This window comes from Sphingobacterium tabacisoli (assembly GCF_017908035.1).
GTDB classification, from domain to species: domain Bacteria; phylum Bacteroidota; class Bacteroidia; order Sphingobacteriales; family Sphingobacteriaceae; genus Sphingobacterium; species Sphingobacterium tabacisoli.
In genome coordinates this window covers 554,094-566,099 of record NZ_JAEQMU010000001.1, presented here as the reverse complement: position 1 = coordinate 566,099, position 12,006 = coordinate 554,094, and the positions used below count along the sequence as shown (strand labels likewise).

The 12,006-nt window shown below is 41.0% G+C and carries 12 protein-coding genes; 4 read left to right on the top strand and 8 right to left on the bottom strand.

The genetic code is table 11. The annotated features are described in order from the left end of the window. Nucleotides 1-7 precede the first annotated feature (7 nt). Nucleotides 8-397, bottom strand: a complete 390-nt coding sequence (locus JKG64_RS02185; protein ID WP_210352706.1) for a cytidine deaminase family protein — start codon at nt 395-397, stop codon at nt 8-10. Between the two features lie 361 nt (nt 398-758). On the opposite strand from JKG64_RS02185, the gene JKG64_RS02180 reads away from it, so the two are divergent. Continuing rightward, on the top strand, nt 759-986 hold the full coding sequence (locus JKG64_RS02180; protein ID WP_210352705.1) for a DUF6965 family protein: 228 nt from the start codon (nt 759-761) through the stop codon (nt 984-986). A gap of 132 nt (nt 987-1,118) precedes the next feature. Next, nucleotides 1,119-1,997 carry a transthyretin-like family protein gene (locus JKG64_RS02175; RefSeq protein WP_210352704.1) on the top strand — a complete coding sequence of 293 codons (879 nt, stop codon included), beginning with the start codon at nt 1,119-1,121 and terminating at the stop codon, nt 1,995-1,997. Between the two features lie 5 nt (nt 1,998-2,002). Here the strand turns inward: JKG64_RS02175 and JKG64_RS02170 are convergent, their stop codons facing one another. From JKG64_RS02170 to JKG64_RS02155, 4 genes are read right to left on the bottom strand one after another with little or no spacing between them, the layout of a single operon-like run. Further along, on the bottom strand, nt 2,003-3,280 hold the full coding sequence (locus JKG64_RS02170; RefSeq protein ID WP_210352703.1) for a TolC family protein: 1,278 nt from the start codon (nt 3,278-3,280) through the stop codon (nt 2,003-2,005). Between the two features lies 1 nt (nt 3,281). Next, entirely contained in the window at nt 3,282-4,415 is a 1,134-nt protein-coding gene (locus JKG64_RS02165; RefSeq protein ID WP_210352702.1) for an ABC transporter permease, read from the bottom strand. Further along, nucleotides 4,415-5,371: an HlyD family secretion protein gene (locus JKG64_RS02160; protein ID WP_210352701.1), complete on the bottom strand. Its 957-nt coding sequence runs from the start codon at nt 5,369-5,371 to the stop codon at nt 4,415-4,417. The genes JKG64_RS02165 and JKG64_RS02160 overlap by 1 nt, the downstream gene beginning before the upstream one ends. Then, a complete protein-coding gene (locus tag JKG64_RS02155; protein ID WP_210352700.1) occupies nt 5,352-6,053 on the bottom strand; it encodes an ABC transporter ATP-binding protein in 702 nt (233 codons plus the stop codon). The genes JKG64_RS02160 and JKG64_RS02155 overlap by 20 nt, the downstream gene beginning before the upstream one ends. Nucleotides 6,054-6,276: 223 nt before the next feature. On the opposite strand from JKG64_RS02155, the gene JKG64_RS02150 reads away from it, so the two are divergent. Together JKG64_RS02150 and JKG64_RS02145 are read left to right on the top strand one after the other, a co-directional pair. Next, nucleotides 6,277-7,338 (top strand): fatty acid desaturase family protein, encoded by a 1,062-nt coding sequence (locus JKG64_RS02150; protein ID WP_210352699.1) that lies wholly within the window; start codon nt 6,277-6,279, stop codon nt 7,336-7,338. 405 nt (nt 7,339-7,743) lie between these two features. Then, nucleotides 7,744-8,169 (top strand): nuclear transport factor 2 family protein, encoded by a 426-nt coding sequence (locus JKG64_RS02145; RefSeq protein ID WP_210352698.1) that lies wholly within the window; start codon nt 7,744-7,746, stop codon nt 8,167-8,169. A gap of 151 nt (nt 8,170-8,320) precedes the next feature. Here the strand turns inward: JKG64_RS02145 and JKG64_RS02140 are convergent, their stop codons facing one another. The 3 genes from JKG64_RS02140 to JKG64_RS02130 all read right to left on the bottom strand — a co-directional run bounded on the left by JKG64_RS02140 (nt 8,321) and on the right by JKG64_RS02130 (nt 12,004). Continuing rightward, nucleotides 8,321-9,475 (bottom strand): TlpA family protein disulfide reductase, encoded by a 1,155-nt coding sequence (locus tag JKG64_RS02140; protein ID WP_210352697.1) that lies wholly within the window; start codon nt 9,473-9,475, stop codon nt 8,321-8,323. Next, nucleotides 9,465-10,562 carry a TlpA disulfide reductase family protein gene (locus tag JKG64_RS02135; protein ID WP_210352696.1) on the bottom strand — a complete coding sequence of 366 codons (1,098 nt, stop codon included), beginning with the start codon at nt 10,560-10,562 and terminating at the stop codon, nt 9,465-9,467. Before JKG64_RS02135 ends, JKG64_RS02140 begins: the two co-directional genes overlap by 11 nt. Before the next feature lie 68 nt (nt 10,563-10,630). Next, on the bottom strand, nt 10,631-12,004 hold the full coding sequence (locus JKG64_RS02130) for a RagB/SusD family nutrient uptake outer membrane protein (RefSeq protein WP_210352695.1): 1,374 nt from the start codon (nt 12,002-12,004) through the stop codon (nt 10,631-10,633). Nucleotides 12,005-12,006: the final 2 nt, after the last annotated feature.

The window sequence follows — 12,006 nt, the reverse complement described above, 5'->3', positions numbered from 1 at the left end:
ATTAATACTACCAAACTCTTCCGTCACTGGCCTTCCAATCAAAAGGAGTCAATTCCTCTAGTGTTCTAAAGACTCCATTCGTCACTTCTATAACCGTATTCCTATTTTCGAAAGACAATTGGCCGATTAATTCGCGGCAACGCCCACAGGGAGGAACGGCATTTCCTAAGCGATCGACAGCCACTATGCTTTTAATTTGGTATTCTCTATTTTTCAACATCTCGGCAATCGCTCCATGCTCGGCACAGTGTCCAAGAGAACAGGCCGTATCGATGCTAATACCTGTATAAATATTTCCATCTATTGTCTCCAAAGCCGCCCCTACACTACCGTACTCAATATAATCATTAAGCGCCACTGGGTTCGCCAGCTGCGTTGCTATTTCTTTTATATCCATCTCTATTTTATATCAAAAATAAAAACACAAAACTACCATAAGTTATTTACTGTCTATATTCCTATTATTACTGATTACGTGCCATTTGTAATCTATTCGCCTATTTCGGAGTAGTTTGATACATACGGATAAGAAAGCAAAAATGGATAAAGCTTTATATTTTAAACTCACGCTATGGCTAATATTACTGATGGACTGACTGATAGATGCTTTTAGCAGATACCTGCAGTGGCGCTAAGATAACAATTATTTCTCCTTCCCCATTAACTTTAATTTGCTCAAAAAAAGTGATTTCACTTAATCCGCAGGACTAATACACGGATGCCTTTCCCTTTTCAAAAATGAAACAATATCTTTGGGTATGAGTATAGATGAACTAAAAGAAGCATTATTAAATAGAACGTATCCTGAGCGTGTACAGATCAGTGCTGATCAATTGGTGGTAGACGTGCCCAAATTTTTAGAAATTCAATTCTTAGAGTGCGAGTTATGGAAGAAAAAAGACATTACTAAATGCCCGGGCCACCTGCGACTTATTAGGTTTTACGAAGCCACAAAAGCAGAAGACACAAGTGTAGCGCAGGACTAATCTTTTACTTCACAAAAGAGGCTTATAATAATTAAGAATAAGCCTCTTTTGTTTTTACAGCGTTTCAAATAAATCCTTCCTTCTCTTTCTACATTAATCAAACGGCATTATATTTGTCACATCCATTCTAAAATGCAAAAGCCGATGATTTCGCCCCGTAAAGTTCATTTTTTATTCTGTCTTGTAATTAGTACTAGCCTGTGCAGCTCCTGCATTTCAAGACTTAGTCGTCCAGCTATTACAGGTTATATCTACAACTACGACAATAATCCCGTTGCAGGCTGTAAGGTTGCTGAAACCGAAACGGATGAGCAGGGTTATTTCTATCTCAAAGAAAAGCGAATCAACCGCTTTTTTCTAACAGAAATGCTCTCCATGGAAGCCCCACCCGTTTTTTTTACACTCGATATTGAGAAAGAAGGATATCAGTACTACCAGAATGATTTTTTTCAACGTCATGGGGGTGGAAGACGAAAAGGAGCATTAGACAATCTAGATACACTATACATCAAACGTACCGATGAGCAAATCCCGATCGAGCGATACCTCTATGAAGACTGGACATTTTCGGCAAACAAGAACCTAGATACACTGTACGGCATTAATAAAAACTATAGGGTACAGAACCTAATTTCCAATACATCAGGGTTTCAAGACAAATACGGATGGGGCCAAGTCTACCGATACAGAAGCGCAAGTACCCCTGACAGCAGTTGGAGCACAGAATCTTACGATCTGTTGACTAGCTTGGATATCTCTCTACAAAAAGAAGGGACTTATCAAGGCAAAAAGACATGTAAATACCTCAATCCGTGGCGCCATCGGAAAGAATATGAAAGCACCTACCGCGAATCTTTTAAAATTCCATCAGACAGCAGCTACAGCAAAGGTAGATTTACTGTAATTGGAGACATTATACGTTTTGACAAAGGTTTTGCCAGTTCAAATACAGCTTACCAAATAGATTCTATCGATAGGGATGTTCTTATATTGATTCGTAAATCGGATTAAAGAATCTATCGCTGCTGCTGCATAAGAGCCCGTATCAAATCGTATCCTGCCTGCCAAACATCCCGTTTTGCTTGATTAAGTTGATTGATGGACAGATTAAGATCCACAAGCAGTAATCGCCCCTCGGCATAAGTCTGTTCTTGCTCTTGTTTGACTTGTTCTGCCAAATGCATAACCGCCTTCAACCGATCTAATTTCGACTGGGCGGCAGCAATTTTGACCTGCTGTTGTTGCGAACTGATCCGATCACTGTCAGTCTCTTCCCTAAGTTTTAGCGAAATGATTTCAGACTGAGCGCGGAGCTTTCTAAAAGTAGGCTGAACAGTAAAAAGAGATGATAGTGGTATGCGTAGGGCAAGATTTACATAGCTACTGCCATACCATTCCTTTCCACGATCCAATCGAAACTCATTACTAAAATATTGTTCGCCCAGGTACGCGTTTGCTTTCAACGAAGGATACAACCCGCTCCGCAAGGCCTTATACTGCAAATCATACGACTTCCTGTCCAGTTCCAAAGCAAATAGAGCGACATTCTCTGGATCATACTTTCTAACAAAGGCAACAATATCTTGGATATTGGAGCTTAATACTTTTGTTGTTTCCAAATCGGTAAATCGACGCAACTCCAAATCTGCATCCAACAATACTGACCAGGCCTCATGAAGTTGTATCCGTTTTCGCTCAAATTCCTGTTGAGCGGTCAAATAGTTCACTGATTTTTCCCGTCCTTCCTCATAGCGCGCCTGAGTAACACGTAAAATATCCAAATAAGCCATTGAATCCTGTTGCGCCAAGGCATACTGTTCGGTTGCTAAAACTACCGCTGCATAGGCCAGGGTTGCGCCGCGCTGCCAATCTATCTTTTGCTGATGCAAATCAAGCTCAGCGCGTTTCACTTCCAACGACTTCTGTTGCTCATCCAACCGTCGTCTAGGATCAAAGAGATCCCACTCGACCTGCAAACCTGCCTTGGAAGACCACTTTGTTGCAAATTTAAGAGGGATGATTGCGCCGTCGGTAGCGTTGGGATCGAAAGCGATGGCCGGCACGGGAGTGGTCGGCACAATTAGGTTACGTTGTAGATTAGCGTCGATATAAAATACAGGAATCCGGTTGGCTTGAAACTCTTTTAGTTCTTGCTTTCGGACTTCAACCTTTAGCGCACGTTCTCGATAAGCAATCCCACTTTCCATCTGCTGCCAGAGCCCCTCAATACTAAGAGACTGAGCCGAGCAAAGGCTAGGAATCAAAAGAGATAATATGTAAACGAGTATTCTCATATCAAAACACCGATGCAGGCTCCAGTTTATTAACTTTACGAACAGCAAATAAAGATCCTCCTATAGAAATAAGAAGTGTAATCCCTAACAAAAACAAAGAAAATCCGAACGAAATATTAATAATAAGCCCGGAGTTACGAACACCAAACTTAAATCCAAGCAAAAGTAACATAGCTAGCGCATAACCTATCACTGCATATAAAAAAGCTTGTGCTACGATAAGCTTATTCACATAAGCATTGCTAGCTCCAATAGCCTTCAATGTACCATAATCCTTAATCCGGTCCAATGCAGAGGAATATAAGGTAAGACCAATAATAAAAAACCCACTAATCATTGCGAAGAGCACGAGCGTACCAAAACTCATTCCCATATTTGAAGTAATCAGAATTTCGCGCACGGTAGATTGCTGTAGCTTCCGAGCATCCCATGCGCGCAGTTGTGGAAAAAGTTGCTCCACATCTGTCAATACAGCGTTTTTATCTACTTTCGGATCTAATTTAGCGATGATCAGATTGATGTCGGAAGGAGACAGACTGGCTAGGGATCGGGCATTTTCCAATGTAGTGTACATAAGACTAGCGCCAAAGGCTTGAGCACCCTTGGTAAGTACGCTTATTCGCGCAACTTTGCCATTTATTTCAATAGGCTTATCCACCGACAACTGTGTATTCCAACTCTTTTCACTATAGATCTCAGCGGACACGGTATTTGGATTGATTAACGAACCAATCGCTCCCTCTGCAATCTTCTCTTTATTAGGCCCCATTACAAAACCAGGAGCGGCTGCCCCAACTAACGTTATGGAGGCCGTTTTACCATCCAAAAATGTGGCTTGTGCAGGTGCAAGGACTACAGGATAGGCGGCTTCAACTCCTTTCAGACTACCGATTTGCTGTACCAGTCGCTGATCTAAGCGATTTACCGCATTGATGTTCTTGCTTTGTCCTTCAATAATCCATAGTTCATGATCGCCTACTGGAGCATTGCCTACTAGATTACCCATCAATCCCATTAAGAAGAAAAGTAAGCTCAACTGTTGTCCAATAAGAAAAATACTGATCACCACCGCTGTAATGATACCTATACTCTTGGCTCTATCGTACTTTATAAACTTAAAAGCGACCTTTAACATTATCTTATTTTTATCGTGCAGTCTACCTTGGTATTGATTACGAAATCTGAACGGTCCTTAATTTGAATCTTAATCCTCCGTACACGGCGATCCTGGGCTTCATTCGCTGTCTCATAAAAAATTGACTTGTTGGACAATATCGGGTTCACATAAATTACTACTCCCTTTTTGCCTTCGTTTCTATTTGTCATAGGATAGATAAGCACCTCCTGTCCGAGCTTCACCTCGTTGGCAAAGAGTTCATCTACTTCCGCTTCCACAATCGGATTATCTATTGTAACAATACGGCCTAGCTCCTCATTCGAGCTGACCTGCTGTCCAACAGACATATTTAAGTCATTGAGGATTCCGGCCCCGAGCGCATTAACACGAAGTTCGTTCTGTTGTCTCCCGACTTTTTGGACGACAATATCTTGTTCTGCAATAACGAGCTTCTGACTTTCTAATTGTTTCTTAAGTCCCTTCAATGTTGATTCTTGCTGTTGCAAACTAGAATAATCCAAAGCCACTGTCTCCTTGGTCTCTGCATTCCGCTCGAACAGGCGTCTGGAGGTTTCGTACTTTTGTCTACGTTCGTCCACGACTAATTCGGCTTTTCGTATTTCCTCCTGTGCCACTTTTAGATCAGCGCCTAGACGGTCCAACTGTAATTTTGCCTGTTGTACTTCTAGGTTCGCTTCTACCCTTTCCATCTCAAACAACGTTTGACCCAGCTGCACAGAATCTCCTTCACTAACAAACACTTTATGGATACGACCCATCGTCATACTCGATATCACGACATCAGCAACGGAAGGCACAATTTTTCCAACGGCCTGTATATCTTTAACCTCTTCGAGCACTTCTATAGGAGTCTTCTTGTCTACTTCCTGCTTCTTTGTCGCCGATGAGCAGGCACAAAATAGGGGTACGAACAGTACTGTATACAGCGCTATTTTACTTATAATATTGTTCATTTTTCAGATTCATAGATACTATACCTTCTTCCACATATATCGTCTTATCTGCAAATTTACGCAAACGCAAATCATGTGTTACTATGATTACGGCTTTTCCTGCCTCTGCTAGCTCCTTGAGTTCGCCCATAATCACTTCGGCACTGTGGGCGTCCAGAGAGGCTGTGGGCTCATCGCAAAGGATCATTGACGGATCAGTCACCAAGGCACGCGCTATCGCCACACGCTGCTTCTGGCCTCCACTTAGTTTTTTGGGCAGGCTCATGAATCGGTCAGCCAATCCAACTTTCTCTAACGCTAACGTCGCTTTTTTCTGGGCTTCTGACTTGGATATTCCCTGTAAAATCAGCGGATGCATCACATTTTCTAATGCATTAAGGGGCTCTATAAGGTTAAATTGTTGAAATACGAAACCTATCTCATGCAAGCGCAATGCAGCCAGCTCTCGCTCCTTCAGCTTTGTGACTTCTCGTCCCTTATAGTATACACTTCCCACTGTAGGATAGATAATACAGCCTAATATAGATAGTAGCGTCGTCTTGCCGCTTCCCGAAGGTCCCATAATCAGCGTCAACTTATTGGTCTCAAAGCTCACATCTGTTGTATCAAGTGCAGTAATACTACTATCTCCTGTTTTATAGATTTTATTGACTTGTTTTAATCTGACTATTTCCTGTTCCATATCCTTCAGCAGTCAATTTCGATAAAAAAAACCGTATTAAGAAAATCAATTTGAATACATCCCTACCATCCAGCGTATCATCATGATAATGTCAACCTTAGATATTTAACAGTGTTTTAACCGACTGTCTCCTAGATTTATGAACATAAAAATGTACTTTTACATCATCCAGACAATTTTGTTTGGTCTTAAGCAGTCAACTTTTACCCCCACTATAGTTTAAATGACACCTACAATCAAGTTTAGCAATGTAAACACCTTGTTTTCCCGTGCCCTAAAAGAAAAAACAAATCAGTATTTTAAAGAAACATTACAGAAAAAGACCGGAAACCGAAAGATTTTTATCAAAGCAGGCATTTTACTATCCACCTTTGTGCTATTGTACAGTATATTAGTCTTTGTGCAACCGCACTGGTTGATTAACATCCTATTATGTATTTTGTTTGGTATCAATTGGGCAGCAATAGGATTCAATATCATGCATGATGCCGGGCACAATTCTTTTTCAGAAAACAAAAATCTAAATACGTTTTTATCGTATTCCCTAAACCTATTGGGGGGAAATATCTACTTCTGGAAGTTAAAACATAACATCGCGCATCATACATATACCAATATCGATGGTGAGGATCATGATATTGAGGTTAAATTCATGCGTATCCACCACGACCAGAAATTACGCAAGCACCATCGCTATCAACGTTTTTATTTTCCGCTACTCTATGGGATATCCTATCTCGCTTGGATATTCTATCAGGATTACGAAAAATATTTTAGACAGCGTATGGGCATGAGACCGGAAAAGTTCCATTTTCCGATTCGGGAGAAGCTTATTTTTTGGACCAGTAAGCTCCTTCATGGTAGTCTCTTTGTAATCATTCCTATTTATACCGTGGGCTGGGTGCAAACCCTTATTGGTTTACTGATTGCGGGTGCAGTCTGTGGCATGAGCCTAGCCGTAGTATTCCAACTCGCTCATGTCGTTGAAGAAACAGAATTTAAAACGATCGACGAGTCTAAAGTAGAAGAAGAATGGATGATCCATCAGATACAATCTACAGCGAATTTTTCAACAAAGAGTATAGTCCTCACCTGGATCCTTGGTGGTCTTAACTATCAAGTAGAACACCACCTGTTTCCCAAGATAAGTCATGTGCACTATCCTGCACTAAATCGCATCGTAAGACAGACCTGCCAAGAGTACAACATCAAATACAATGAGTTTAAATCTTTCTGGGCTGCATTTCGCTCCCACGTACAGGTCATCCATGCGATGTCCCGATAAAACAAAAGCCCACCAGGACTTTCTATAAAACTGCAATGCAGAGCAAAATACAAGCTAACTGTATTTAGCTCTGCAATAAAAGTTGTTGGTTTTTGATCCGCCTTACGGCCGTACTAAAGCTAATCACTTCAACCTCCTTCTACCTAATCCCCTTACCGCTTCCTAAGATTAAAGATGTTTATTATCGGATTAATGTCATTATCTGATACATCGGTTTTACTCTCAATATTCATTCAAAAGTATCTAAATCAGTAAAAGTCCTATTATGATGTATGACTTTTCACCGAAGCATTTTTAAGTTTTACCGAAAAATAAAATCATTTGGTCGAAAGACCGTTTCCCAGCTACCCCCGCTAGCCTACCTTTGAATCAACAAATATGATAACAATTAAAAACAAGACAGCCATGAATAAAATTATCACAACCATCGCCACGGTATTAACTCTAGTATTCGGATTTAATGCATCAGCCAAAGAAACAGCTAATCCACTTAAGAAAATGGATAGCAAGAACATTGCATTGACTTATCTTCAAACTATATCCACGGGTAATATCCAATACAACAAGTACCTTTATAGTTCGGATTTTCAGTATTCCAACGCAGTAAACAATCAGGTATCCAACAAATCAGAATACTTAGCATTCTTAAAAGCGAATAAAGGGCTTAAATACGATTGTGAGACGACATATGAAATATTAGATCAGGCAGGGACCTCTGCAGTAGGAAAGGCCACAATGAAATTCAAAACATTTACCCGCATAGACTATATCACTTTGGTACAATCCGAAGATGGGTGGAAGATCAGTAAGGTAGTAACAACATACCCATAAATATTTATCGAGTTTTTTACTGTAGATTTTTTGTTTGAGCCCCGATAATCGGGGCTTTTTGATACGGAAATATTTCCATCTGCTACTCAAAGAAAAAGCCTTCCCTAGGGAAGGCTTTTTCTTTGGATATTACATCTTCTGTGAACAGCGACTATAAAGTAGCCTCCAAAAACTTAGCGAGTTCTTCGCCACGCAGATTCTTAGCAATTATCTTACCACTAGGATCGATCAAAAAATTAGTGGGAATAGCCTGTACCATGTACAGTAAACGCGGGCTATCCTCTCCCTGCTTATTGTCCAACACATGAACGAAAGGCATATTGTCTTCTTTCAGGGCTTTCTCCCAAGCAGGTTTGCTCGAATCAATAGATACTGCGAACACTTCAAACTTTTTGTCTTTGAACTGATGGTAAGCAGCCTTCACGTGCGGCATTTCTCTCCGACAGGGGCCGCACCAAGAAGCCCAAAAATCCAAGAGCACATATTTACCCTTGAACGAATCCAAGGCTACGGTCTTACCGTCTAACTGAATCAGCTCAAAATTAGGCGCTACCTGCCCTACATCGGTCTGATTATATCGCTTCAGGTGCGTTTCAAAATTCTGTAGGTAATAGCTTTCCTTTCTAACCTCATCACTAAACAGCGATAAGAACTTCGTCAGTCCCTCCTTGTTCGATTCAGGAGGACAGTATTGCGATGCCAATGTGGCCCATGTCAGTGAGCTTCTATTGGCTGCCACCTTTTGCATAATTTCCTCGCGTTGCAATCCGTAACACGAATCCAATTTGCGTCCTTCCTCTTTCAACACCTTTAGGTTCTCTTCCGTCTGCGATACCGTATTATAGGCATGGAAGGCATCATTATATGATTTTCCGACAACTTCAATTGCCTGATTCGTCACCAGACTTTTCTGACTATTGTTGAAATCATCCATGCCCTTCGAGCCACTTATCTTTTCGTCTCTCAAACTTCCGTCGGTGATAGCCGCGTGGATTTGGATCGGATCGGCACCAGCTATAAAGAAAATAGCAGGACGCTTCATCGAAGGTCCCAAATCTCCCAAAGACGGCACATGCAAGGTATAAAAGCGCTGATCGCTTACATTGATATTTGCATTGAACAAAAAACTATCCTGTACAGCCGCAACCTTCGCGACCTCTCCTTTTACAGGGTCTACAAGTCTGATCTCTTGATTCCCTATACCGTCGATTCTTCCGCTTATCGTAACCGACTTTTCCTGCGCCTGAGCAAATGAAAGTCCGCAGATTACGACAAGACTTTTTAAAACAATCTTTTTACTGTTCATATCGTGATTTTAAATACATGAGTAATTCTTCGTGGTCTATATTCTGATGGATTACCTTTCCTTTCTCATCAATCAGAAATAAGGTAGGTAACTGTCTTACCGAGTAAGCATCTGCAATAGTGCTCCCCTTTATCCCTTTCAGCTCTGACACCTGTATCCAAGGAATCCCATCCTTCTTAATAGCATCCTTCCAGAGATTCTCTTTATCATCCATCGATACCGATACGATCTCGAAACCATAGGATTTATATTTTTCGTAAGTAGGCACCAGTTTTCGATTCGCTACACGACATGGAGCACACCAGGATGCCCAAAAATCAAGCAAAACCAACTTTCCTTTTAAACTCGAAAGGTCGAATGACTTTCCATCTACTGTTTTCGTCTTAACCATAGGAGCCTGTTGACCAACTAGATATTCAGACTTTTTCTGTTCATAGTATTTATCCAGCTCCTCATAAGCATGCGAGTAGCTTAAACTCGGATCAAACAAACGCTTCATGCGATCTAACTTAAGATAATTTAAAACAGCAAAATAAGGTCTGTTGATATCGATTATAGCCAGTGAATTCGGATAGTTCTCAATATATCTGTAACGTGTCGAATCCAATTGCTCGCTCCATTCTTCCATCAGCAGACTCAACTTTACTTTTCCCTCGGCATCAGCATGCTCATACTTCTGTCCCAATACCATCATCGTATCTTGTACACGCTTGTTCTCCGCTTCATATCCTTTGGCAATAGCATTCTGTACACCGCCGATCACTGGACTTGGCTTCGCCCAGTCTTCCTCTATACGCGTATAAAACGTCGCCGGCTCCAGATAGAACGACACACTACGACGTATCCCCTTTACAGAAATACTAGCTGAGTATGCCTTATCCACAGCACCGACGAATTCAAACTGATTATTCTTTACTGCCACCGAGTCCAATAGCTGCCTTCCTTTCTCCATTTTATACAAGTACGCCCATGTCACCGGTTTATCAGTCACAACCTCTCCCTTAATCTTGAAATTATTTTGGGCGTAGCTCATACCAAGGGAACAAATAAAAGCAGCAAATAAACTGTACACTAAATTTTTATGCATATGTATAATTATTAAAATAAAGAATCATGGGGTGACACTACCAAGGTCACGCCATGATTCCATAGTTATTACCTCGGATTAGGTAGAATATCGGGGTTAAGCAATCTCACTTTTTCTGGAATCTGACTCACGAAATTTGGAGATCCTTTCTCTAATTTAAACGTTTCGTAGGTATTAGCTCTTGTGTAGGTTTTAGCAAACATTGGATCTTTATCTAGACGCTTCATATCAAACCAACGTAATCCTTTACCAAACAGTTCTATTCGACGCTCATTAATCACCAGCTTCAATGCTTCATCTTTATTGGCTGCAGTTAAATCTTTATAATCCGCTGGAGCAAACCGCTTCTTGCGAAGGCTGTTCAACTGCGCTAATGCTTGGCTTATCCGGTTCGCGCGAGCATCCGCTTCAGCTACAATCAGCATCATCTCTGGTACCGCTATATTATAATTCAGATCCGTATTAATATAAATCGGATAAGGTTCTTTTACAGGTACGCCTTGTCGGTCGCTTGGGCTCCACCCAAATTTCAAACGTAAATCCTTAGGATCAACGACCTGAAGCAGATCTGGGGAGATATAGGTATTTGTTAATATAGAACCAAAGGATGTTGCAAAATAAGATAACATCTCCGTTTGTTGGTACGGGAGTTCTCTTGTAGCCCACCCCAGAGCTGGACGATCAGGGTTTTGGAATGAAACTGTATTAAAATCAAAAAGAGTTGTGTTATACTTCAGTGCCTCCTTCGCATTGATAGCGGCCTTTTCATAGTCACCCATATTTAGATACACACGTGCCAGAATACCATTTGCTGTTGCTTTACTATTACGGTACACATTTTTTCCTTTCTCTGGCAACAGCGGTAAAGCCGTAGTTAGATCGGATAGAATCAAATCGTAAACTTCTTTAACTGTGGCTCTCTTCGACTTTGCTTCCAGATCAGGCACAGTCACCAGGGGAACTGCCAAATCTGTAGATGCAGTTGCTTCGTTATAATATGGTGCATATAATAGTGCCAAGTCGAAATAAGCATAAGCACGGTTACACAAGGCATTCCCCTTTACTATATTCTTGCGATCAGCTGTGCCGTCGGTAACGGCATCTAAACTTTGGAGAATAATATTTGCATTATAAATATTGTTATAATTTCCATTCCATGCCCCGTCAGCCTCCGTGTTTTTATAATATTCCGCAGCCCAAATATATGTTTTAGAAGAAGCACTGTTCATCCCTGACTTTACACTAGCATCAGCCATAAAGATACCATCAGAAAGACGCTCTAGATATGCATTACTGTTTGATTTATAAGAAGGATTTGAAGACAGTTCCTCATAATCCTGCATCGTCTTCGGGATAAATGGTCCTTTAGGTTGTACATTCAGGTAATCCTGACAACTGCTCATGACTCCTGCTAATAATAGTGCAAAAAATATTTTTTTCATCA

Coding starts and splice junctions, on each gene's coding strand:
- JKG64_RS02185 (WP_210352706.1), bottom strand. CDS start 397: ATGGATATAAAAGAAATAGCAACGCAGCTGGCGAACCCAGTGGCGCTT.
- JKG64_RS02155 (WP_210352700.1), bottom strand. CDS start 6,053: ATGGAACAGGAAATAGTCAGATTAAAACAAGTCAATAAAATCTATAAA.
- JKG64_RS02150 (WP_210352699.1), top strand. CDS start 6,277: ATGACACCTACAATCAAGTTTAGCAATGTAAACACCTTGTTTTCCCGT.
- JKG64_RS02170 (WP_210352703.1), bottom strand. CDS start 3,280: ATGAGAATACTCGTTTACATATTATCTCTTTTGATTCCTAGCCTTTGC.
- JKG64_RS02180 (WP_210352705.1), top strand. CDS start 759: ATGAGTATAGATGAACTAAAAGAAGCATTATTAAATAGAACGTATCCT.
- JKG64_RS02135 (WP_210352696.1), bottom strand. CDS start 10,562: ATGCATAAAAATTTAGTGTACAGTTTATTTGCTGCTTTTATTTGTTCC.
- JKG64_RS02140 (WP_210352697.1), bottom strand. CDS start 9,475: ATGAACAGTAAAAAGATTGTTTTAAAAAGTCTTGTCGTAATCTGCGGA.
- JKG64_RS02160 (WP_210352701.1), bottom strand. CDS start 5,371: ATGAACAATATTATAAGTAAAATAGCGCTGTATACAGTACTGTTCGTA.
- JKG64_RS02130 (WP_210352695.1), bottom strand. CDS start 12,004: ATGAAAAAAATATTTTTTGCACTATTATTAGCAGGAGTCATGAGCAGT.
- JKG64_RS02165 (WP_210352702.1), bottom strand. CDS start 4,415: ATGTTAAAGGTCGCTTTTAAGTTTATAAAGTACGATAGAGCCAAGAGT.
- JKG64_RS02175 (WP_210352704.1), top strand. CDS start 1,119: ATGCAAAAGCCGATGATTTCGCCCCGTAAAGTTCATTTTTTATTCTGT.
- JKG64_RS02145 (WP_210352698.1), top strand. CDS start 7,744: ATGAATAAAATTATCACAACCATCGCCACGGTATTAACTCTAGTATTC.